General features: G+C 58.2%; 25 protein-coding genes. 15 read left to right on the top strand and 10 right to left on the bottom strand.

The genetic code is table 11. From position 1 onward, the window contains the following. Positions 1–12 precede the first annotated feature (12 nt). Positions 13–1,443, bottom strand: coding sequence for a Glu/Leu/Phe/Val family dehydrogenase (locus GLP52_RS01380; RefSeq protein WP_093732414.1), 1,431 nt, complete (start codon positions 1,441–1,443; stop codon positions 13–15). Positions 1,444–1,816: 373 nt separating this feature from the next. Between GLP52_RS01380 and GLP52_RS01375 the strand changes: the two genes are divergently transcribed. From GLP52_RS01375 to GLP52_RS01365, 3 genes are read left to right on the top strand one after another with little or no spacing between them, the layout of a single operon-like run. Further along, positions 1,817–3,232: a TadE/TadG family type IV pilus assembly protein gene (locus GLP52_RS01375; RefSeq protein ID WP_237271382.1), complete on the top strand. Its 1,416-nt coding sequence runs from the start codon at positions 1,817–1,819 to the stop codon at positions 3,230–3,232. Then, entirely contained in the window at positions 3,229–3,768 is a 540-nt protein-coding gene (locus GLP52_RS01370) for a TadE/TadG family type IV pilus assembly protein (RefSeq protein ID WP_093732412.1), read from the top strand. The genes GLP52_RS01375 and GLP52_RS01370 overlap by 4 nt, the downstream gene beginning before the upstream one ends. After that, positions 3,768–4,328, top strand: coding sequence for a TadE/TadG family type IV pilus assembly protein (locus GLP52_RS01365; RefSeq protein WP_237271381.1), 561 nt, complete (start codon positions 3,768–3,770; stop codon positions 4,326–4,328). The genes GLP52_RS01370 and GLP52_RS01365 overlap by 1 nt, the downstream gene beginning before the upstream one ends. Before the next feature lie 61 nt (positions 4,329–4,389). Here the strand turns inward: GLP52_RS01365 and GLP52_RS01360 are convergent, their stop codons facing one another. The 5 genes from GLP52_RS01360 to GLP52_RS01340 all read right to left on the bottom strand — a co-directional run bounded on the left by GLP52_RS01360 (position 4,390) and on the right by GLP52_RS01340 (position 7,166). Continuing rightward, on the bottom strand, positions 4,390–4,884 hold the full coding sequence (locus tag GLP52_RS01360; protein WP_093732410.1) for a hypothetical protein: 495 nt from the start codon (positions 4,882–4,884) through the stop codon (positions 4,390–4,392). Between the two features lie 113 nt (positions 4,885–4,997). Continuing rightward, a complete protein-coding gene (locus tag GLP52_RS01355) occupies positions 4,998–5,507 on the bottom strand; it encodes a periplasmic heavy metal sensor (RefSeq protein WP_093732409.1) in 510 nt (169 codons plus the stop codon). A gap of 3 nt (positions 5,508–5,510) precedes the next feature. Next, complete coding sequence (locus GLP52_RS01350; protein ID WP_237271380.1) at positions 5,511–5,873, bottom strand: hypothetical protein; 363 nt, start codon at positions 5,871–5,873, stop codon at positions 5,511–5,513. Further along, positions 5,860–6,456 carry an RNA polymerase sigma factor gene (locus GLP52_RS01345; RefSeq protein ID WP_237272626.1) on the bottom strand — a complete coding sequence of 199 codons (597 nt, stop codon included), beginning with the start codon at positions 6,454–6,456 and terminating at the stop codon, positions 5,860–5,862. Before GLP52_RS01345 ends, GLP52_RS01350 begins: the two co-directional genes overlap by 14 nt. Positions 6,457–6,518: 62 nt before the next feature. Then, on the bottom strand, positions 6,519–7,166 hold the full coding sequence (locus tag GLP52_RS01340; protein WP_237271379.1) for an EF-hand domain-containing protein: 648 nt from the start codon (positions 7,164–7,166) through the stop codon (positions 6,519–6,521). Positions 7,167–7,379: 213 nt separating this feature from the next. Between GLP52_RS01340 and GLP52_RS01335 the strand changes: the two genes are divergently transcribed. Then, on the top strand, positions 7,380–7,784 hold the full coding sequence (locus GLP52_RS01335) for a DUF983 domain-containing protein (protein WP_093732405.1): 405 nt from the start codon (positions 7,380–7,382) through the stop codon (positions 7,782–7,784). Between the two features lie 48 nt (positions 7,785–7,832). Next, positions 7,833–8,528 carry an NUDIX hydrolase gene (locus GLP52_RS01330; protein WP_237271378.1) on the top strand — a complete coding sequence of 232 codons (696 nt, stop codon included), beginning with the start codon at positions 7,833–7,835 and terminating at the stop codon, positions 8,526–8,528. Between the two features lie 21 nt (positions 8,529–8,549). Here the strand turns inward: GLP52_RS01330 and GLP52_RS01325 are convergent, their stop codons facing one another. The 3 genes from GLP52_RS01325 to GLP52_RS01315 form a co-directional block, all read right to left on the bottom strand. Continuing rightward, positions 8,550–9,467 (bottom strand): DMT family transporter, encoded by a 918-nt coding sequence (locus GLP52_RS01325; protein WP_237271377.1) that lies wholly within the window; start codon positions 9,465–9,467, stop codon positions 8,550–8,552. A 78-nt stretch (positions 9,468–9,545) separates the two neighbouring features. Then, entirely contained in the window at positions 9,546–10,043 is a 498-nt protein-coding gene (locus tag GLP52_RS01320) for a lipocalin family protein (RefSeq protein WP_093732403.1), read from the bottom strand. 149 nt (positions 10,044–10,192) lie between these two features. Next, a complete protein-coding gene (locus GLP52_RS01315; protein ID WP_237271376.1) occupies positions 10,193–11,230 on the bottom strand; it encodes an aldo/keto reductase in 1,038 nt (345 codons plus the stop codon). Positions 11,231–11,396: 166 nt separating this feature from the next. On the opposite strand from GLP52_RS01315, the gene GLP52_RS01310 reads away from it, so the two are divergent. Continuing rightward, positions 11,397–12,626 carry an MFS transporter gene (locus tag GLP52_RS01310; RefSeq protein ID WP_093732401.1) on the top strand — a complete coding sequence of 410 codons (1,230 nt, stop codon included), beginning with the start codon at positions 11,397–11,399 and terminating at the stop codon, positions 12,624–12,626. Positions 12,627–12,681: 55 nt separating this feature from the next. After that, positions 12,682–14,394 (top strand): methionine--tRNA ligase, encoded by a 1,713-nt coding sequence (gene metG, locus GLP52_RS01305; protein WP_237271375.1) that lies wholly within the window; start codon positions 12,682–12,684, stop codon positions 14,392–14,394. A 92-nt stretch (positions 14,395–14,486) separates the two neighbouring features. On the opposite strand, the gene GLP52_RS01300 is transcribed toward metG, so the two are convergent. Continuing rightward, the gene (locus GLP52_RS01300) at positions 14,487–15,722 is read right to left on the bottom strand and encodes a GAF domain-containing sensor histidine kinase (RefSeq protein WP_237271374.1); all 1,236 of its coding nucleotides are present in this window, start codon (positions 15,720–15,722) and stop codon (positions 14,487–14,489) included. Positions 15,723–16,029: 307 nt separating this feature from the next. On the opposite strand from GLP52_RS01300, the gene GLP52_RS01295 reads away from it, so the two are divergent. The 8 genes from GLP52_RS01295 to GLP52_RS01260 all read left to right on the top strand — a co-directional run bounded on the left by GLP52_RS01295 (position 16,030) and on the right by GLP52_RS01260 (position 20,766). Further along, a complete protein-coding gene (locus tag GLP52_RS01295; protein ID WP_237273336.1) occupies positions 16,030–17,217 on the top strand; it encodes a tyrosine-type recombinase/integrase in 1,188 nt (395 codons plus the stop codon). 73 nt (positions 17,218–17,290) lie between these two features. Further along, complete coding sequence (locus GLP52_RS01290; protein ID WP_237273335.1) at positions 17,291–17,479, top strand: helix-turn-helix transcriptional regulator; 189 nt, start codon at positions 17,291–17,293, stop codon at positions 17,477–17,479. A 135-nt stretch (positions 17,480–17,614) separates the two neighbouring features. Continuing rightward, positions 17,615–18,343 carry a hypothetical protein gene (locus GLP52_RS01285; protein ID WP_237273334.1) on the top strand — a complete coding sequence of 243 codons (729 nt, stop codon included), beginning with the start codon at positions 17,615–17,617 and terminating at the stop codon, positions 18,341–18,343. Positions 18,344–18,402: 59 nt separating this feature from the next. Next, positions 18,403–18,582, top strand: a complete 180-nt coding sequence (locus GLP52_RS01280) for a helix-turn-helix transcriptional regulator (RefSeq protein ID WP_237273333.1) — start codon at positions 18,403–18,405, stop codon at positions 18,580–18,582. 112 nt (positions 18,583–18,694) lie between these two features. Further along, a complete protein-coding gene (locus GLP52_RS01275; RefSeq protein WP_237273332.1) occupies positions 18,695–19,063 on the top strand; it encodes a hypothetical protein in 369 nt (122 codons plus the stop codon). 103 nt (positions 19,064–19,166) lie between these two features. Next, a complete protein-coding gene (locus GLP52_RS01270) occupies positions 19,167–19,997 on the top strand; it encodes a hypothetical protein (RefSeq protein ID WP_237273331.1) in 831 nt (276 codons plus the stop codon). Further along, positions 19,994–20,431, top strand: coding sequence for a DUF5681 domain-containing protein (locus GLP52_RS01265; RefSeq protein ID WP_237273330.1), 438 nt, complete (start codon positions 19,994–19,996; stop codon positions 20,429–20,431). Before GLP52_RS01270 ends, GLP52_RS01265 begins: the two co-directional genes overlap by 4 nt. Next, entirely contained in the window at positions 20,428–20,766 is a 339-nt protein-coding gene (locus GLP52_RS01260; RefSeq protein ID WP_237273329.1) for a hypothetical protein, read from the top strand. The genes GLP52_RS01265 and GLP52_RS01260 overlap by 4 nt, the downstream gene beginning before the upstream one ends. Positions 20,767–20,833 lie beyond the last annotated feature (67 nt).

Raw genomic sequence — 20,833 nt, 5'->3', positions numbered from 1 at the left:
GCCGCGCGTGGCTTACAGCCCCTTGGCGCGGTAACTGGCAGCGACTTTGCCGATGCTGACCAGATAGGCGGCGGTGCGCAGGTCGTCGACATCATCGCGGCTGTGCCAGACTTCCGCCATCGACCGGTAGGCGTCGCTCATCGTATCGTAAAGACCGGAGCGGACCAGCTCAAGCTCCCCTGCACCTCGCAGATACTTGTCTTTGAAGTTCGGGCTCAATTGCCAGCCGACACCGCTATCGGCGCTCAGACGTTCCAGCTCGTCCACCAGCAGCTGGTGCCGGCTTTCCTCGTTGCGCCGCTGCATCCGGCCAAAGCGGATGTGGCTCAGGTTCTTGACCCATTCGAAATAGGATACCGTCACACCGCCAGCGTTGGCGTACATGTCAGGGATGATCACCACGCCTTTTGCACGCAGGATATCATCGGCACCGGCGGTTACAGGGCCGTTGGCGGCTTCGACGATCAGCGGGGCCTTGATGCTATGCGCGTTGGTCAGATTGATCACCCCTTCCATCGCCGCAGGGATCAGGATGTCACATTCCGCTTCCAGCAGCTTGGCACCATCTTCCTCAAGGGGCGCATCGGGATAGCCCTTGATCGTGCCGTGCATGGAAATCCAGCGGTGCACCTCTTCCACATCAAGACCACGGTCATCGAACAACGCGCCATCACGTTCAATGATCGCGGTGATCTTGCAGCCATCCTCTTCGCTCAGGAACTTGGCGGCATGATAGCCTACGTTGCCCAAGCCCTGCACGACGACGCGTTTCCCGTCCAGCTCACCGCCCAGGCCCGCTTTTGCCATGCCCTGAGGATCACGGAAGAACGCATGCAGCGCATATTGTACGCCGCGGCCCGTCGCTTCAGTGCGGCCGTGGATGCCGCCTGCGTTGATCGGCTTGCCCGTCACACAGGCTACCCCGTTGATATCCGTGGTGTTCATACGTTTGTACTGGTCCGCGATCCAAGCCATCTCGCGCTCGCCGGTGCCCATGTCGGGGGCGGGTACGTTTTGCGCCGGGTTGATCATGTCGCGTTTGATCAGCTCATAGGCAAAACGACGGGTAATCAGTTCCAGCTCGTGTTCATCATAGTCGCGCGGATCAATGCACAACCCACCTTTGGAGCCCCCAAACGGCGCTTCGACCAGCGCGCATTTATAGGTCATCAACGCCGCCAGCGCTTCCACTTCGTTCTGGTTCACGCCGGGGCTGTAGCGGATGCCGCCCTTGACCGGCTCCATATGCTCGGAGTGAACAGAGCGGTAGCCGGTGAAGGTCTGGATACCCCCGCGCAACCGCACCCCGAAACGTACCGTATAGGTCGCGTTACACACGCGAATCTTTTCCTCAAGACCCGGCGAAAGGTCCATCAGGGCAACCGCCCGGTTAAACATGATGTCGACACTATCGCGAAAGCTCGGTTCGGTTCCGGGGTTCATTCTACGCTCCTAATTTGGCTCTGCGACCCTTAACCGGGCCAGTTCATCGCCTCGCCTATTGAACATAGCACCTGCGCCAAGCAAAGCTGCAAATCACCAATTTCCAAAGTTTTTGCACATATTTTAATCAGTTTGAAAACTTTTATTCGTGGTGTCTTAGCCTCATTGACCGCGGATCAATCCAGATAAGGCGCTCAACCATGGCATTCAGCTGGCCTGTCGTGCCGGTATGTGCCCTCAAAACGGCTTCAGTATACACTTTTTTAAACGTATTTCGCCCTATTTCAGCCACCTTCAGCCCGCATATCTGTCGTCAACGCCGATCCGCCTATACGCCTCTTGTCGCAGGGATCGCACCAAAAAGGACGTGGACATGACGGTCAAAAATACCGTGAATACTTGGGTCGCCCTCCCATTGCGCAATCGCCTTTCGCGGTTTGCCCGTGAGGACGATGGGCTGGTCACAATCCTCGCGCTATTTATGATCATGATGATGGTCGCCGTGGGCGGCATTCAACTTGACTTCATGCGCCACGAAATGGAACGTTCGCGCCTGCAAGCCGTCTCTGACCGTGCCGTTCTAGCCGCCGCCGATCTGGACCAGATGCGCGACCCCAAAGCCGTGGTTGCAGACTATTTTGCAAAATCCGGTATGACCGATTTTCTTTCAAATGTCGTGGTTGACGACGGGTTGAACTATCGCACCGTGACCATTGACGCGTCCAAGGAGATGGACACGCAGTTCATCGGTCGCTTCGGCTTCCCGACACTCAATGTGCCCGCGCACAGTCAGGCCGAAGAACGCGTTGCGAAGGTCGAAGTCTCTCTCGTGCTCGATATCTCGGGGTCGATGGCTCTTAACAACCGCCTGAGCGAGCTGAAAAACGCCGCCGGGATTTTCTTGGACACGGTGCTGAAAACAGAGAACGAAGACCTGATCTCTGTTTCGATGATCCCCTACTCCGAACAGGTCAACGCAGGTCCTATGATCCTGGATCGCATGCGTGTGAACAAGAAACACGATTACTCTCACTGCCTGGAATTCGCCGACGATGAATTCAACTCGGCCGCGCTGAATACCAGCACGACGCACGACCAGATGCAGCATTTCCAGTGGAACTATGACGGTCGCAACAACTACCGCGACGACACGATCTGTCCACGCTACAGCTATGAACGCATCGCCCCTTTCTCGCAAAACAGCCTTACACTAAAGAGCCAGATCAACCAACTTGTACCACGCGCGGGTACGTCGATTTTCCTCGGGATGAAATGGGCGGCGACGATGCTGGATCCATCGTTCCGTGACATCAACAACGCGCTGGTGAACGCTGGCCATGTGGACGGCCAATTTTACAACCGACCTGCCAGCTATGATGACCCAGAGACCCTCAAGACCGTCATTCTGATGACCGACGGTGCGAATGATAATTCCTTCCGCATCCGCAGCAACTATTACGACAGCGAAAGCGAATATGTTCACTGGAATAAATACAATCTGTGGTGGTACCTCCGCAATGAGGTAGACTATCGCTATTGGAGTTACTTCTATTATCAAAAGTACAACAAATCGCTGGGCAATACCTTGCTGTCGAACATCTGTGATGCGGCCAAAGCAAAGCGCATTGTGATCTGGACCATCGGCTTTGAGGTACATGACGACGATGTCCCCGCGATGCAAAACTGCGCGTCCTCGCCCAGTCACTTCTTCCGAGTGGAAGGGGTCGAGCTTTCCGAGGCCTTTCGCGCCATTGCCCGCCAGATCAACCAGCTGAGGCTGACCCAATGATCGCCCGCATTTCACAAGCGCTGTGCCGGTTCCGCCGGGGCGAGGAAGGCGCGGTTGTTCTGATCGAATTTGTCATTCTCTTTCCGCTGATCTTTGGCATGTTCCTCGCCTCGGTCGAGGTCAGCCTATATTCGCTGCGCCAGTTCCACCTGAACCGTGGGCTCGAGACTGCGGTGCGGTATATCCGGCTGAACACCCGCGCGACGGTCACCCACGACTTGATCAAGACGATGATCTGCGACAGTGTCGGCTATATCGGCGACTGCAAAGATACGTTGCGCCTTGAAATGGTCCTGGTCGATCCGCGCAACTTTGCCGCTATGAATGCAGCGCCCGACTGCGTCGATAAATCGATGCCCGTCGAGCCCGAGCGTGGTTTTAGCCTTGGGGCGCAGCACCAGCTGATGCTGCTGCGGGCCTGCGTTAAATTCGACCCGATGCTGCCGGGCAGCGCCATGGGCTTCAAGTTCGAGACCGACGGCGCCGGTCAAGGCAGCATGTACGCCGTATCCTCCTTTGTTCAGGAGCCAAGCTAATGGTTACCTCTTATTTCAAACGCCGTGTACTGGCGCGTTTTCTGCGCGACCAAGACGGTAGCGCCTCGATCGAGGCCGTTATCATCATGCCCATGGTATTTTGGGTCTATCTGGCGATGTTCACTTTTTTCCAGACCTATCAGGAGTACTACACCAACCAAAAAGCGGCCTATACCATCGGCGACATGATCTCGCGCGAGACATTGCCAATGGACACCGCATATATGGACGGTGTTCGGGATCTGCTGGATTATATGACGCGCTCTTCCGGGCCGGCGACGGTGCGGATCACCTCGGCAAAATATGACCAAGCGAACAAGCGTTTCTTGCTGCACTGGTCACGCGCCCGAGGCAATCTGACGGACGCGACCCAGGCAGATGTGACCAGCTGGACAAACCGCATCCCCGAGCTCGAAGATGGGGAATATATCACCATCACCGAAACCTGGACATCGTTTTCACCACCCTTCAACATCGGACTACCGGTGCAAGAGGTAAAGAACTTCGTCTTTACCCGCCCACGTTATGCCCCTTGGGTTCTCTATTCAGACGGGGCGTAAATTCCGGCAGCACAGCAAAGAATAAGGCCCGCGGCGATCTGCCTGCGGGCCTTTTTCTATCTCAAGAGCGCTCTGCCATCATGGCGGAAATGATCTCGGACATGAACTTGGTCTGATTGCCGGGTGTCATGCCGCCAATGCCGACGCGACGACCGATGCGCCACCACAGACCAGGACGCCAGACCCGATCACCGCCAGTGCCTGCTTTGGTCCGCAGCAAAAAGCCGTTGGACGGCTTGAAGGCAAACACACCGCGATCCAGCCCGATAATATCCTCGACCCGCGCAATCACTGTGCCGTCGGTGTCGCGCAATTCGGTCGGGGTCAGCTCGATTGCGCCAGCGGTGGCACGGCGCATTTTGTCGGCCATCCAAAGGGCCAGCCCCCCCATTGCCAGCAAAAACACCTGCCACCCGAAACCGGGCGACGACGTGAACGCGACGTAGATCAGGAACAGCCCCAGTATCCCAAGCGCCGTCAACCCAATGGCCCGCCGCCCAGAGGAGGCCCGCGTAGTGGCAAGAACTTCGTTTGGGTTGGTGAATTCAGAGAGCATGGGCCGCGACTTTCGTTAGGGTCGCCTTGCCTACCGCGCCGGGCGCGCATTTGGCAAGCCCGCGCCACGCAATCCCGCACGGCAAGCCCTGACTACCGGGGCCGGTTGCCAGCTTATTGACCGGCCTTCGGAGGCTTTGCGCCGTCGTGTTTGCCTTTTTTGCCGCGCTTGAGCATTTCCTCGACACGATCGGCATAGGCTGCACGCTCGGTCGCTGACATCTCGGCCAGCTCGGCTAACCACGCGTTTTGAACGGTTTGCTGCACGGTCAGCGTGGCGTCGCGTTGCAGGTCCAGCACGCGGCGTGCTTCTGCGGGGTCAAAGGGCTCTGCGCGGATGGCGGACAGTGCGTCTTGGTACAATGCGCGGCGTGCGGCACGGCTAACGGATTTATCCTCGCGCCCCTTGCGCGCATCGGCAAAGACGGCGCGGCGGCGTTCTTCGGGCAGCGCCATGACGTAGGGCGTGCCATAGTCGCGCATGTGCCGCATCGCGCCACCATGCGGCCCGTCAAAGCGATAGGCCGCCCCCGCAACCAGCCCCAGCACCAGCAGGTTCACCCCCAGCGACAGCCCCAAGGCCCATCGCAGTGTCTTCGTGCTTTTGAATGCAAAGCCTGCCATTTTCTATCCCTCGTCCAAGTCCCAGCCGAACGCCGTCAGCTCTGAGGCGTAGGTGTCCAGCGACGTCATATCGGCAACGATGTAAGCGTCGCCGCCGGTGATGATCTGCGTCGCGATATCCGGCAGGCCGCTTGGCGGGGCGACCCCGATCCAGAACCCGACAGCCGTCGCCGCGACCAACCCGCCCAAGGCAGGTGCGCCGCCAATGGCGCGCCAAAAACCACGCCAGCCCCCTATTGCGGGGACAGGCTGTGCCGCCAGTGCATCGGCGATCAAACGGTCCATCATGCCCGCAGGCATCTGCGGCGGGGTGGCCCGCGCCGCCTCGAAATGCGCCTCTAGCGTATCCATATTACGTTTTGTCATCATCGTATCCCAAGGCGTCACGTCTTGCGCCCAAAAGTTTCGCCAATGCCCGTTTGCCCCGTGCGGTCAGGCTTTCAACCGCTTCGACCCCGACATCCAGAATGGTCGCGATCTCGGGGTTCGCCAACCCGTCTATGTGGCGCAGCACCACCGCTTGCCGCTGCCGCTCGGGCAATCTGTCCAGCGCCGCTTGCAAGGCATCCTCGCGCGCGGTGCGCTGCAGCCGTGCCTCTGCGCTTTCGCTCGGGTCGGCGGGTTCGGCGATATCCTCGAGCGGGACACCACGGCCGCGTCTGCGCAGGCGGTCGGTGCACAGGTTGGCGGTTACACGGTATAACCACGTGGTCACCTTCGCCTCGCCGTCGCGCCAGTCCGGTGCGATCTTCCACAGGCGCATCAGCGCGTCTTGGGTCACGTCTTCGGCCTCTGCCGCGTTGCCCAACATACGAAAGGCGTGACCAAAGATGCGCGGAGTCAACTGTACCGTCAACAGACGCGCCGCCGCTGCATCCCCCTGCACATAGCGGTGCAGCAAGGCGCGTTCGGGGTCGTCTGCACTGTCAGCGTCAGAAGTATCGAGCATATCCATCGAACCGGATGGTAGCGTTTGCGGGCGCGCCATTCAAGCGCGCCCGCATGCTTGCCTTATTCCGTTGCAGACGCGTCGCTGTCATCAGACTTGTCGTGCTTCATGTGTTTACCGGGTTTGCCGTGCCCGTCTTTGCCGTCATGACCGCCGCGCTTGCCATGATGCTTGCCACCCATACGGGCTTTGGCAAATTCCTCGGCGCTCAGCGATCCGTTCTTGTCGGTGTCCAGCTTTTCGATCATCTTCTCGGGGTTGTGACGTCCGCCCATTTCTTCCATCGACAGCTTACCGTCTTTGTCGGCGTCCATGCGCTTCATCATCTTGTCGTGACGCTTGGCCATCCGGTCGCCTTTACCTTCGCCCATGGCTTCAAGCTCGGTCGCGGACAGCGACCCGTTGCCGTCGGTGTCCAGCTTCTCCAGCATGCGCTGGCTGCGCTCGGCGTGGCGTGCCTTGGCTGCGGCGGCCAGTTCATCCTGTGTCAGGAAGCCGTCGCCATCCGCGTCAGCAGCAGCGAAACGTGCCGCAGCCTGGGCTTTCATTTCTTCGGCAGTGACTTCACCGTTCATGTCGGTGTCCAACTGGACAAAGTGGCTTTGCTTGCCGCCCTCTGCCTTATCCGCATTCTGCGCGACCAGTGTCGTGCCGCCCAATGCGATCAAGCCGCTCAAGAGTGCGATCTGAAGATTTGCTCGTTTTGTCATCTGTTTCTTCCTTTGGTGATCTATCTAACGCCCACCGTTTTCAGCGTGGCGATACCGGTTCAAACGACAGCCGCCCGACATTCCGTCGCAAAAAATGTGAAAAAGTTTTGGGCACCCCTGCACGGGCTTTGCGACATGGCGACGCAACTGCCCCAAGATCCCTTTATTTCGGGGCGTTTTGGCCGCATGTAGGATGCGAACAAGGAAGCCAAGATGACTGACCAGACCATAGATATGCCTCACGTAGACACCGATGAACGCAGCATGAAGAAATCTCTGCTGCGCGGCTGGCGGCGTAAATGCCCCAACTGCGGGGCCGGTCCGATGCTGAAAAGCTATCTGAAGGTCAATGATACCTGCACCGTCTGCGGCCAAGAGCTGTTCCACCACCGCGCCGATGATGGTCCGGCCTATCTGACGATCCTCGTTGTCGGGCACCTACTGGCCCCGGGGCTGCACATCGCCTTTGTGGTCTGGCGCCCCGAGCCGCTGACGCTGTTTACAATCTTTTCGGTTGGCTGCGTCGGATTGTCCCTCTACCTTCTGCCTAGAATGAAAGGGGCCATGATTGGCTTCCAATGGGCAAAGCGCATGGGCGGGTTCGGCAGCACCAGCTGACCGGGACCCCAAAAGCCCCGCTAGAAAAACAGGACATGGGGCAAGGCGATGACCATCGATAAAAGCAAAATCCGCAACGCAGCCACGATGATTGTGATCCGCGACCGGCACACCGCCCCGCGGATCCTGATGGGGCAACGCGGTGCGACGGCGGCCTTCATGCCCAATAAATTCGTCTTTCCGGGCGGTGCTGTCGATCTGGGCGATGCGCAGGTGACGCTGGCCAGCATGGTGGATGAAACCTGCCAGAACCGTCTGGCCGAAGACGCCGATGGCAGCCTTGCACATGCCTTGGTGGTGGCCGCGATCCGCGAGCTTTGGGAAGAGACCGGCCTGATCCTTGGCCAAAAAGGCGCATGGGAGGGCACGCCCCCTGCCGATTGGCTGACCTTTGCACAGCGCGGCTACCTGCCCCACGCGGCCCCGCTGCAATTTGTTTTCCGCGCGCTGACGCCTCCCGGCCGTCCGCGCCGCTTTGACGCGCGTTTCTTTCTGGTCGATGCCGACGATATCGCTACCGATCTGGACAATTTCGACGACGCCTGTGACGAGCTTTCGCATCTGCAATGGGTGGCCCTGTCGGACGCGCGCAAATTCGACATGCCCTTCATCACCGAGGTGGTGCTGGCCGAAGTCGAGGCCCGCGCGCGGCAGCTTGACCCGCCCGCGTCCGTGCCGTATTTCAAGAACAACGACGAAGAGAGCCTGTTCTTGCGACTGCGCGGCCGCCCGTTGCCAAGCTAAGCAGCGCCCCCTGCGCTTCCCCTAGGCCACCACAACCAGCATCAGGATCGACGCAATCAGCACAGCCATGCCCGCAGCTTCGCGGGTGCTGATCTTTTCGCGGAAAAACAGCGTAGTGGCCGCAACACTCAAGATAAGCTCCACTTGCCCCAAGGCTTTGACATAGGCCGCGTTCTGCAGCGTGAAGGCGATGAACCAACACAGCGATCCACCCATAGACGTGAGGCCGATCCAGACCGCGACACGGCGCGCGCGCCAGACATCGCGGATCTGACCCGGCTCGCGCAGGCGCAGGTAAACGGCCATGATGACCGATTGCATCATAACCACCGCCGCAAGGGTCACCCCCGCGCGCAGCACAGGCTGCTCTGTCATCACCGCCAGCGACGCCCCGCGGTAGGACACAGCGGAAACGGCGAACAACGCGCCGGATGCAACCCCCAGCCCCGCCGCGCGGTTGCGCAAGTCGCGCAGGTGAAAGCCTTTTGCCTCGGCACCGCCGGACAGCAGCAGCAACCCCACCACGCCTAGGGCAATCGCGGCAAAGCCGGTGGCGCTGACGCCCTCGCCCAGAATGACCCATCCGACCAGCACGGTCAGGATAACTTCGGTTTTCTTGAACGTGATCCCGACAGCAAAGTTACGCTGTTTGAACAACAGCACGACGCAAACGGTCGCCAATATCTGCGCCATCCCCCCCATCAGCCCGTGCACCCAGAACCCCGGACCTAGGGCCGGCAAAGGCGTCGCGCTGAGCATCAGATAGGCCGCAAGGCCCAGCACGATAAATGGCGCGGAATACAGGAACCTTGAGAACGTCGCCCCCGCCGCCGACAATGTCGCGGTGGCCAGATATTTCTGCAGCATGAAACGCCCGGTCTGGAACACCGCAGCGGCGAGCGTCACGAGGACCCACAGGTCAGGCATCGTATCACCCATGCCCATATTCCAGCCCTCGTGTGATGCGCGGGCCAAAGGACACCGCCACCCACGCCTGTTCCTGCCAGCCTATCGGGGTCATCGCGGCATCCCAAGCTGACCCGTGTCATAGCCGTTAAAGTCCAGTATCTCGCGGGCTGCCGCGATCCGGTCTGCGCCGCCCGTGGCGCTGCGGTCGAGAATCCAGCCGAAGTCTCCAGCCGGATTTCCGACCACCGCCGTGCGGAACCCTTCGTCGACCCAAAGTACCCAAAGCGCACGCGTGGTACCGTCAGCAAGGGACAGCGCATACCGCCCCTGCCCCTGTTGCTGCGCCAGCCAAAGGGTACCGCCGTCAGGGCACCCTGTCTGCGCGCACAATTGGAACGCCGGCCCTTTGGTTGTCTCGACCAAGGCGACCTGCGCCACGCCGTCGCCAAAGCTATCGCGCACCACCCAAGCCCCCTTGAAGCGAGCCGCATCATAGCGGCTGGTGGCCCCGATCAGCGCCTTGGTGTCGCGCAGACCTTTCGCCGTTTCGGGCGCAGGAGCAGAGCACCCGGCAAGCAGGGCCAACGCCCAAAGCGCCCGCTTCATGTAGCGGGCCTTTTCGTTGGGCCGAGGCTTTCATGCCCGACAAACAGACCGCACCCAGACCCCGATACGCCACACGTGATGAATACGTCCTTGTTCATGGTAGGCGGCATCGAAATCTCCTATGGTATCGGGGCTGGGGCTGCGTTGGTTCAGAAGGGCATTGGATGGGCTTTGTGGGCGGCATCCAGATCGGCCATCACCTCGTCATCAAGATGCAAGTCAATGGCCCCCAGAATAACGTCAAGCTGGTCAAGCGACGTCGCGCCAAAGATCACCGACGCCATAAAGGGCCGTTGCCGCGCGAACGCCATCGACATCTGAACCGGGTCCAGCCCGTGTTTCTGCGCAATCTGCAAATAATCCTCTACGGCAGCAAACGCGCGGTCTGTCTTGCGCCCGCCCAAATCCCCGTTGATCGCCATCCGCGACCCTTCGGGTATCGCGCCGCTCTGGTACTTGCCGGTCAACAGACCTGCCCCCAAAGGAGAGTAGGACAGCATGCCAATCTCTTCGTTGTGGCATGTCTCTGCCACGTCGCTATCGGCAATGCGGTTCAACAGCGAATATTCATTCTGCACAGAGACCGGACGCGGGCCGCCTGTCCGCTCCGCTGCATTCACCCATTGGGTCAGACCCCAAGCGGTTTCGTTGCTCAGCCCGAAGGCGCGGATGGTGCCGCGGGTCACTTCGTCTTGCAGCGCGCCCATGCAGTCTTCCATATGGGCCATCGTCTCTGCGCGGTTCTGCGACGAGGGGTCATAGTCCCAGTTCTTGCGGAACATATAGCTGCCACGGTTGGGCCAGTGAAACTGATAAAGGTCGACGTAATCGGTGTTCATCCGCTTCAATGACGCCTCAAGCGTGCTGCGGATCGTGTCAGATGAAATCCCCGCGCCGTCGCGTACCGGTGCCCCCGCGCCCGAGTGTTTCGTCGCCAGCACAAAATCGCGACGCCCGGTCTTTGCGATCCACTCGCCGATGATCTCTTCGGTGCGGCCAATGGTTTCGGCTTTGACCGGATTAACGGGGTACATCTCGGCGGTGTCAATAAAATTTATCCCCGCATCAAGCGCGCGTTCGATCTGGGCATGACCTTCGTCAGAGGTGTTCTGCGTCCCCCAAGTCATTGAGCCCAGACAGAAATCTGTCACTTCGATACCGGTGTGGCCAAGTGTGTTCTTTTGCATCGGAATTCCTCGTTTAGCTTTGCGCCTAACCTTTCTGTTCCGCACTGCCACCGCAAGGTCATTTTAGAGGCACGGGAGCCGCGCAAAGGCCCGATGACGAAAATTGTCGCACAGACATCGTTTTGGCCGTTGGTTTCGCCTGCAAAAGAGAACAGAGTAGCAAAATATGCGCCTTCTCATTTCCTTCGCCGCTCTCTTTTTATCTGTCATTTTGCTACAGTTGTCGTCGGGCGGTGTGGGGCCATTGGACGTGCTGTCGGGCATCCAGCTGGGCTTTACCAACCAACAGATCGGCCTGTTGGGGTCGGCGCATTTCGTGGGGTTCTTTCTGGGTTGCTGGGGCGCACCGCGTCTTTTGGGCAGTGTCGGCCACAGCCGCGCCTTTGCAGCCTTTACCGCAACAGGGGCGATCGGGCTGCTGTCACATATGATGGTGCTGGACCCCTATGCCTGGGCATTGATGCGGGTCGCCTCGGGATTCTGCGTTGCAGGGTGTTACACGGTCGTTGAGGCTTGGTTGCAGGCCAAAGTCACCAATGAGACGCGCGGCCGTACCATGGGGGCCTACCGCGTTGTCGACACCAGCGGGTCACTGGCGGCACAGATGATCATCGGCGTGCTCGCACCTGCATCCTATGTGTCTTATAACCTGTTGGCGATCTTGTGTTGTGCCGCGCTGATCCCGCTGGTGCTGACACGCCTGCCCCAACCCGAAACCCCTGAAAAGGGACGGTTGCGGCCCAAGCTGGCCATCCAGCGGTCCCCCTTGGCCGTCGCTGCGGTGGTCGTCGCAGCGCTGTCGAGCGCATCTTTCCGGATGGTCGGGCCGATCTACGGGCAAGAGGTCGGGCTGACCGCCGGTCAGATCGCGTGGTTTCTGTCAGCCTTCGTGCTCGGGGGCGCGATGGCGCAATTTCCCGTTGGCTGGCTGGCCGATAAATTCGACCGCCGCTGGGTGCTGATCTGGTTGTCGGCGGCGTCGATGGTAAGTTGCGCGGTGACGGTCATGTCTGCTGGCATGGGCACGCAGGCGGTATTCCTTGCCGCGACCTTCTTTGGCCTCACAACGTTTCCGATTTATTCCGTCGCGGCGTCCCACGCCCATGACTTTGCCAGCAGTTCCGAACGGGTAGAGCTGTCAGCCGCCTTGATGTTCTGGTTTGCCGTGGGGGCGATCTTTGCACCCTATTTGGCCTCGGTATTGATCGAAGGCTTTGGCCCCGCGGCGCTGTTTACCATGATCTCGGTCGGGCATGGTCTGCTGGTCTTGTTCGGTCTGACCCGCATGCGCGCGCGCCCCACAGCGGCGAAACGCACCCCCTATGTCTATGCGCCGCGCACGTCCTTCACCATTGGGCGCCTGATGCGCCGCAGCCGCGAACGCGACGCCCCCTAGCCCTTGCCCCGCCGCTGCGCTAGAGACGTGCAAAAGCAGTTTCGGGGTCCAAGTCATGACGCGCCACCTTATCACCTCCGCCATCCCGTATATCAACGGGATCAAACATCTGGGTAATCTTGTGGGCAGCCAACTGCCCGCGGACCTCTATGCTCGCTATCTGCGCGGGCGCGGCCACGAAGTGCTGTTCCTGTGCGCCACGGATGAACACGGCACGCCGGCGGAACTGGCTGCGGCCAAGGCGGGCAAGCCGGTCGCTGAATACTGCGCGGAAATGCACGAGGTGCAGGCCCGCATCGCCGACGGGTTCGGCCTGTCGTTCGATCACTTTGGCCGGTCATCCAGCACGCAAAACAAGGTGCTGACCCAGCATTTCGCCGCAGCCCTGTATGACCAAGGCCTGATCGAAGAAGTCGAACAGCGGCAGATCTATTCCGAAACCGACGGGCGGTTCCTGCCCGACCGCTATGTCGAAGGCACCTGCCCTAACTGCGGCTTTGAAGACGCGCGCGGCGACCAGTGTGACAACTGCACCAAACAGCTCGACCCCGAGGACCTGATCAACCCGCGTTCTACCGTGTCCGGTGCCACCGACCTCGAGATGCGCGCGACCAAGCATCTGTTTCTGCGCCAGTCGCAGATGAAGGACAAACTGGATACATGGATCAACAGCAAGGCCGACTGGCCCGTGCTGACCACCTCTATCGCGAAGAAATGGCTGCATGATGGCGACGGTCTTCAGGACCGTGGCATCACCCGCGACCTGAACTGGGGTGTGCCCGTCAAACGCGGCGACACTGATTGGCCGGGCATGGAGGGCAAGGTGTTCTACGTCTGGTTCGACGCGCCCATCGAATACATCGCCTGCGCGCAGGAATGGGTCGACGCTGGAAAAGGCACCGATTGGGAACGCTGGTGGCGTACCGACAAGGGCGCGGACGACGTGCGCTATACCCAGTTCATGGGCAAGGACAACGTCCCCTTCCATACGCTTAGCTTCCCCGCGACGATCATGGGGTCGAATGAGCCGTGGAAGCTTGTGGATTACATCAAATCCTTCAACTACCTCAATTATGACGGCGGCCAGTTCTCGACCTCGCGTGGGCGCGGTGTGTTCATGGACCAGGCGCTTGAAATCCTGCCGGCGGACTACTGGCGCTGGTGGCTGCTGTCCCACGCGCCCGAAACCTCGGACGCCGAATTCACATGGGAGAATTTCCAGTCTTCCGTGAACAAGGATCTGGCGGATGTATTGGGCAACTTTATCAGCCGCATCACCAAATTCTGCCGCTCGAAGTTCAGCGAAGACGTCCCCTCAGCGGGCGAATACGGCCCCGAGGAACATGCGCTGATCGCGGATCTGACCGAACGTGTTGCCCGCTATCAAACCGCGATGGAGGCGATGGAGGTCCGTAAATCCGCCGCCGAATTGCGCGCGATCTGGGCCGCGGGCAACGAATACCTGCAGGCGCAGGCCCCTTGGACGACCTTTAAGACGGACCCTGACAAAGCGGCGGCACAGGTGCGTCTGGCGCTGAACCTGATCCCGCTTTATGCCGTGCTCTCTGCCCCCTTCATCCCCACCGCCGCGGCAAGCATGCTAGAGAGCATGAAGGTTGAAAACGCAGCATGGCCCGACGATGTGCCCGCCGCATTGGCACAGTTGGCCCCCGGTCACGGCTTTGAAGTGCCCGAAGTCCTGTTCGCAAAAATCACGGATGAACAGCGCGATGAATGGGCGGAGAAATTCGCAGGTGTGCGCAGCTGATCCTACGCACGACACTTTGAAAATGGCAAAGGCCAGCGCAGTGCGCTGGCCTTTTTTCGTATTTCCCAAAGCGGCCCCGACCCGCGCCCTGTTTAGGCGGCGAGCAACGGCAGACGGAAAATAAATGTCGTGACGCCATTTTCACAGGTCACATCGACCTGTCCGCTATGCGCTATCGCAATCGACGACGCGATATGGAGGCCAAGGCCCAACCCCTCTCCGGCAGTATCATCGCCGCGCTGATAGGGCTGGAACAGCTTCTGCCGCAGTCCGTCAGGGATCGGCCGGCCATGATTTGACACGGTAATCTCTACCTCTGCATCACTAACGCGCCCGCATACTGCGATTTCAGTCCCGGGATCAGCGTGGCGCACGGCATTGGACAACAGGTTCGACACCGCCTGCGCAACACGCGGGGCGTCACAGCTAACAGGTCGGTCAAATTGCAAATCTACCGTCACTTCATGATTGGGGACAGTGGCGCGCACCTCTTCGACGATCTGATGCAACGCGTCATACAGGGGCGCGTCAGGCGTCGCCGAGATACGGATACCACCGCCAAGCCGTGCCTTGGCGTGCAGCATGATGTTCTCGATCAGCTCGCTCATGCGGTGGATCGAGGAGCCCATCAACGGCAGAATTTTTCGCGCTTTATCCGACAGTGGCTCGCGGTCAAGCTGGCGTACGCCGGCATTCATTGCTGCAACTGAATTGCGCAGGTCGTGCCCTAGAACCGCGACAAATTCCTCTTGCATCTTGGCCATCTGGCGCTCGTGTTCGACCAGCTGTTCTTGCGCCTCAAGACGTTCTTCAGTCTCGAGACTGCGGCCGATAGTGTCCGCGAAAAGTTCAAGCATCGCAACCACGCGGGGGTTCTTTACGTCGCGAGGTTCGGTGTCGATCGCACATAGTGTGCCAAAGAAAGTCCCATCGCTGCGTTTGATAGGAATAGAAGCATAGCTGACGATGCCGAACTGCGCCGCGATCGGGTGATTACGATACACATCATCCGTTGCGACATTGTTAAACAGGACTTTTTCCGAGGTTTCGTGTACCGACTGGCAAAAAGTCTGATCGATCCCGATCTCGTCCCCAGCCGAGAGGCCAAAATTCACCTCGTCCACCGTGCGACAGGCCACCCATCGGTCCGCCGTCACACGTGCCACAGCGGCAAACCGCATGTTGGTGGCCAACATCACCGTTTCCAGCAGCGTCCCAACCGTTTCACTGCCCGCGAGCATATCAATGTCATGTTGGAAATCATGCGAGCCCAGCAAATAGGCGGCATGATCCTGAATAGTCGCGCGTAGCTGCGTTTCGTCGTCCAATGGGAACTCCTCGTTAACTTTCGCCGCTTACCATAATTCTTGGGCGTACGGCAACAATGGCCCACATCACACTCGAAAAACCGCTTTAATCGGCTACGGTGTGAATATAGTTCGCCGTGCAAGCAAGTAAAATATATTATTTACAGGGTGGTGCGGGCGGTGGGCATTGAACTGACGTATCATCTAGCGTCATCCTGTACCATTTTTTTTCCAACCTTCTGTTTTTATTAACCTTGATTGTATCATCCTGTTTCATTCGATCCCATGTCATGCTAGATATAGGGGTGGATTGCGAGGGGGATAGAAATTGCCAGCACTTCATAAGCTTTCGTCGGCCAAGGTCAGAACAGCCCCTCCGGGCAAGTACTCGGACGGGGGCGGGCTGTGGCTCGTCAAGCGTGAGGACGGGGGCGCTCAATGGGTGCTACGCGTCACCATCCACGGGCGGCGGCGTGAGATGGGAATTGGAAATCTTCAAACTGTCAGTCTGAAAGAAGCGCGAGAAACAGCAGAGAAGTGGCGCGCAGTGGTCCGTGACGGCAAAGACCCGATCAAGGTTCGCGACAAGCAACGTCGGCTTGCCGCCAAAAAGGATCACACGCTAGAGGCTGTCGCGCTTGAAGCGTTCGAGGCCCGCAAGTCACAGCTTAAGGCTGATGGGAAAGCCGGTCGTTGGTTCTCGCCACTCGAACTGCATGTGCTGCCCAAAATTGGCAAGGTTCCCGTCGAGGAAATTGACCAACAGGATATCAAAAATGCTCTCGCCCCTATCTGGCATGAGAAAGCCGACACTGCTCAAAAAGCAATGAACCGACTGAACATCACTCTGAAACATGCGGCGGCGATGGGTCTCAACGTGGATTTGCAAGCAACCATGAAAGCGAGCGCGCTGTTAGGCAAGACCCGCCACAAAGCGAAGAACATCCCCTACATGCCTTGGCCTGAGGTGCCAGCCTTCTACGCGAGCCTGCCCGAGCAGACGCCCACACACCTTGCCCTGCGGTTGCTGATCCTAACTGCCGTGCGTTCGTATCCAGTACGCTTTTGCCACCTAGATCAAATTGAGGCGAACGTATGGACTATCCCTGCGGCTAATATGAAAGGGCAGCACGGGCTGGTTACCGATTTCCGGGTGCCTCTTTCTGACGAAGCCTTACAGGTCATTGAGTTGGCTAAGCCCCTATCGCGGGAAGGCTTCCTATTTCCAAGCGTTCGTAAGGGTGTAATCTCGGACGCAACAATGAGCCGTCACATGGAGCGGAGAGAGTTGCTGGCCCGCCCTCATGGTTTCCGGTCCAGCTTCAAAACGTGGTGCGTGGAGACGACCGACATGCCGGAAGTGGTTGTCGAAACGTCACTGGCTCACGTGGTCGGCAACAAGGTCGAGCGCTCCTACCGTCGAACAGACCTATTAGAACGTCGCCGCCCTTTAATGACGCGCTGGGCGGATCACGTCACAGGCAGGAACGCCAGCGAGGTGATAAAAATTGCCTGATTCCCGTACCTTAAATCTTGTTGAAACCATTTACTGCTACGAATGGCATCATTCATTAAACAAAGAGATAAAGATGACTGATAAAATTCTACGCTGCCGAGACGTTCAGGAGGTGACAGGTCTAAGCAGGTCCACGATTTACCGGATGATGAACCGGGATGATTTCCCGAAGGCCACCAAGCTGGGCATTCGGGCCATTGGCTGGCGGCAGAGCGTTGTGCATAGCTGGATTGAGGGGCGTTGCGATGAGCAGTTTCGATAGACGAATACTAAGCGTCTTATTCTGGATGGGTGCGCAAACGGCTTACTGCACAGTTACGGGCTCTGCATGTGCCGAAAGAAAGGCTGACAGGCAGTGCAAGGGGGTTCGGCATGTGAGTTGCAGAGGGGTGCAAACATGAAGTCTCGAGCTTTGTCGAATAACCAAGTTCAAGCGGTGAAGTTTGCTACCGAAGTGATAGGTCACTACACGAAAGATGGGCGGGTTAGTATTCCCGAACTAGACCCGGCACTCAGTGAGGTGGTCGCAGCTTTCACAGCAGTTCATCAGCGGCGTGGGGACGGCCGTGAAGAAGTGATCGGCTATGAAATGACCGCCGAGGGTGCGACAAAAATTCGAGAGTTGTTTGTATCCGTAAAGCGAGCACATGAGTACATTTTGACTATCGCGAGATTGAACATTCTTCTGGGCTACCCAGTTCCAGAGCCGATCAGAATGATTGTCGCAGATAAATTGGATTCTCTTGCTGGCCCACCCCCAGATGGTGGAATGAGAAACGTGAGAGAGAGGGACATCCTTTTTGTCATATTGGCAGAATGGATGAAAAAAGCATTAAACGTGCCGCGCTTCAGCGATACTAAATTTTCTGCCGCGCAGGCCATTTGGGCGGCCTATACCGCACTCAATATGCCGGTATCCGAAAATCAAGTTGGGAAGGTGATCCGAGAAAAGACAGCGTTTAGAGAGTATTACGCTTCTCACGGCTACCTTATTGGAATTCGAAGCCCAGTCATCGATGCGTTGTTGGGAAAGCGAGCAATTCCGGATTTCTCGCCGCAGGCTACAGCAACCAAGAGCGCCCTGTCTCGCCTAGGACATACCCTCAGGGATGGCGAATTAAACTGACTACGATCATCCCTAACTAAAGCGCAAATTTGCTTCACCACGACAACAAAAGGTGAAGCATGAAATACCTCAACCTGAACCAACTGTCAGACAAAATGGGCGGCCGCTCGCGGTCCTCCATCTATCGGGATGTCGACGAAAACCGCATTCCCGCACCCATCAAAATCGGGAGCCGCCTGTATTGGGTGGAAAGCGAAGTCGATAACGCGATTGCCGCATCCCAACAGCAAGCCGCCTAATGCAAACCCCCGCCGAATCCAAAGGATCAAGCAGGGGTGCTAATCATTCGACAGTCTTGGCGGACTATTCGAATGTTAGCTGCGCTTGGTCCAAAATTCAAGGACCGTATGTATGAGCATTATCACCAAAAACCTCATTCCGACTGACCGTCCCCCGGCGAATGCGCTTCGCGTAGAGCGCTGGAGCGATATGCCTACCGGCACTGCTCCTGCCCGCTATGAAATTGCTGAGGATAACGGGACCGTAAAGGTGATCACCGTTGCAAAGGGCAACCGCATCATTCTCGACGCCCTGATGCAGCAGCCCGTCTACTGCGCCAGCCCTGTGCGCATCTCCGACCGGGTGTGTATCCTGCGCCGTGACTACGGGGTACCGATCACGAAGGAGATGTACTCAAACGACACGGCGACAGACCGCGCCAAGTTCGGTGTGTATTTCCTCAACGGCAATGTCCGTCGCATTGGTGGGGGTGCAGCGTGATTATGGCCCTCAAAATCCAGATTGCCCGTTTGCAGCGCCTCTACGGCCTGACCGCAACCCAGGCCCGCCTAGTCGCTGGCCTGCACTATGGGGAGGGCGTGTAGTGGCCAAAACTTTCGCCCAAATTGAAACCACACTGCCTCACTCTCGGAAGCTGCGGCGGCTCAACCATAAGGAAAGGTGGGCGTATCTTTGTGCCCACCTCACGCCGCTGGGTGGATACATCGGCCTCTTTCGGTATCCTAAGGCCGTTTGGGCAGATGATGCTGACCTTTCGGTATCGGAGCTCGATTCTGCTATCCACAAGATGGCCGAAATTGGCCTGCTATCTTTCGATGAAGATGAAGACTTCGTTCGAATTCATAGCTGGTTTCTCAAGAAGAATGCCCCCGAAAACGCTAGCCGTATGGCCTCCATTGCGGCTGACTATGCGGATCTCAACGCGCCTGATGAAATGATACTGGAGTCAGCAGCAGAGTTCACAGTCGGCGCAATCAAACGCGCACAGCGGTGGAAGCCCGAAAGTGTGGAATGGTCGAAGCTCCGCGAAGTGTTCAAGCCCTTCTTGTCAGGGATGCGCCACAACTACGAGGACGACTTACACGAAGCGCTGGCGGATCAACTCAACGGCCAAAACCGCGCAGTTAAGGTCGAACTGTGCTCGCTCATTCCCTCTCTGCAGTATTACCTTGAGGCACCCTGCCGCCACCCTGCCCACACCGTGGGGGCATACGACACTAAGACGACACAACACTTAGACGAAACTGAAACGAGAAAAGAAAAAGACTACACGGGCAAACCTGCGGCAGACAACGTTCAACCATTTAGCACGCCACCAGTGGCATGTGCTGGAAGTGCTGAGAAGGTGGCCAAGGTTCAAAGGCCCCATTCAGAAACCATCGAAGCAGCAAGACGCATAGGAGCAATCCCATGAAGGACCGTAAAAACGGATCAAAAACGGATGAGCGCAATCCGGACGGCACCTTTGCGTCTGGAAATCCCGGCAGGCCACGAGGCGCACGCCACAAGGTCACGCAGGCCATTGAGGCGATGCTAGAGGGCCAGCAGGAGGCTTTGACACAAGCAGCCATCGACAAGGCTTTAGAAGGCGATGTCACTGCTCTGCGCCTATGCCTCGACCGGATCGCACCAGCCCGCAAGGATGCGCCGGTTTCGTTTGCCCTGCCAGAGATAGAAACGGCAGAGGATGCAGCCAAGGCTGCGCGAGCCATCCTCAAAGCAATTGCAGAGGGTGACGTCACCCCGCTTGAGGCAGCGACTGTCATGGCAGTGGTTGAGCAGTTTCGCCGCACGTTGGAAACCACAGAAATTGAGCGCCGCATCGTCGCACTGGAGGCAATCAAATGAATATCAAAAGACGGCTCGAAGCTATGGAGCAGAAGTCCGGCGGCTCGGAGTACCTTATCGTGTTCTTTCGAACTGTTTTCGAAGCCAAAAGTGGCGGCGTCGAGGGTGAGATTTGGAAAGCCACGATTGTCACTGGTCCACATGCTGGCGCTTTTGTGGAGCGACAGAGCGCCGAAACATTCGACCAGTTTGAGACCCGATGTAAGGCGGTTGCTCAGGGGGAAGTCGGACCCGGTGAAGCGGTCATCTCAAAGTGGAATAGTGAAGTTAAAGCTTTGGGAAGTAAGGATTTTGAGATAGAATTGGCAGTGGAAAAGGGACGGTACGATGAGTGATTTGGCGACATCAACAGCAAGAACTCGTGATAGGGAACGGGCACGCGCATTGGCAAACGCTCGGCGT

It is taken from the genome of Sulfitobacter sp. M22 (assembly GCF_021736025.1).
Classification (GTDB): Bacteria; Pseudomonadota; Alphaproteobacteria; order Rhodobacterales; family Rhodobacteraceae; genus Sulfitobacter; species Sulfitobacter litoralis.
This window is presented reverse-complemented; position numbering and strand designations above follow the sequence as displayed.

Coding starts and splice junctions, on each gene's coding strand:
- GLP52_RS01370 (WP_093732412.1), top strand. CDS start 3,229: ATGATCGCCCGCATTTCACAAGCGCTGTGCCGGTTCCGCCGGGGCGAG.
- GLP52_RS01365 (WP_237271381.1), top strand. CDS start 3,768: ATGGTTACCTCTTATTTCAAACGCCGTGTACTGGCGCGTTTTCTGCGC.
- GLP52_RS01275 (WP_237273332.1), top strand. CDS start 18,695: ATGAGCATTATCACCAAAAACCTCATTCCGACTGACCGTCCCCCGGCG.
- GLP52_RS01320 (WP_093732403.1), bottom strand. CDS start 10,043: ATGAAGCGGGCGCTTTGGGCGTTGGCCCTGCTTGCCGGGTGCTCTGCT.
- GLP52_RS01345 (WP_237272626.1), bottom strand. CDS start 6,456: ATGCTCGATACTTCTGACGCTGACAGTGCAGACGACCCCGAACGCGCC.
- metG (WP_237271375.1), top strand. CDS start 12,682: ATGACGCGCCACCTTATCACCTCCGCCATCCCGTATATCAACGGGATC.
- GLP52_RS01285 (WP_237273334.1), top strand. CDS start 17,615: ATGAAGTCTCGAGCTTTGTCGAATAACCAAGTTCAAGCGGTGAAGTTT.
- GLP52_RS01360 (WP_093732410.1), bottom strand. CDS start 4,884: ATGCTCTCTGAATTCACCAACCCAAACGAAGTTCTTGCCACTACGCGG.
- GLP52_RS01260 (WP_237273329.1), top strand. CDS start 20,428: ATGAATATCAAAAGACGGCTCGAAGCTATGGAGCAGAAGTCCGGCGGC.
- GLP52_RS01375 (WP_237271382.1), top strand. CDS start 1,817: ATGACGGTCAAAAATACCGTGAATACTTGGGTCGCCCTCCCATTGCGC.
- GLP52_RS01265 (WP_237273330.1), top strand. CDS start 19,994: ATGAAGGACCGTAAAAACGGATCAAAAACGGATGAGCGCAATCCGGAC.
- GLP52_RS01325 (WP_237271377.1), bottom strand. CDS start 9,467: ATGGGTGATACGATGCCTGACCTGTGGGTCCTCGTGACGCTCGCCGCT.
- GLP52_RS01355 (WP_093732409.1), bottom strand. CDS start 5,507: ATGGCAGGCTTTGCATTCAAAAGCACGAAGACACTGCGATGGGCCTTG.
- GLP52_RS01315 (WP_237271376.1), bottom strand. CDS start 11,230: ATGCAAAAGAACACACTTGGCCACACCGGTATCGAAGTGACAGATTTC.
- GLP52_RS01290 (WP_237273335.1), top strand. CDS start 17,291: ATGACTGATAAAATTCTACGCTGCCGAGACGTTCAGGAGGTGACAGGT.
- GLP52_RS01335 (WP_093732405.1), top strand. CDS start 7,380: ATGACTGACCAGACCATAGATATGCCTCACGTAGACACCGATGAACGC.
- GLP52_RS01380 (WP_093732414.1), bottom strand. CDS start 1,443: ATGAACCCCGGAACCGAACCGAGCTTTCGCGATAGTGTCGACATCATG.
- GLP52_RS01310 (WP_093732401.1), top strand. CDS start 11,397: ATGCGCCTTCTCATTTCCTTCGCCGCTCTCTTTTTATCTGTCATTTTG.
- GLP52_RS01280 (WP_237273333.1), top strand. CDS start 18,403: ATGAAATACCTCAACCTGAACCAACTGTCAGACAAAATGGGCGGCCGC.
- GLP52_RS01330 (WP_237271378.1), top strand. CDS start 7,833: ATGACCATCGATAAAAGCAAAATCCGCAACGCAGCCACGATGATTGTG.
- GLP52_RS01350 (WP_237271380.1), bottom strand. CDS start 5,873: ATGACAAAACGTAATATGGATACGCTAGAGGCGCATTTCGAGGCGGCG.
- GLP52_RS01340 (WP_237271379.1), bottom strand. CDS start 7,166: ATGACAAAACGAGCAAATCTTCAGATCGCACTCTTGAGCGGCTTGATC.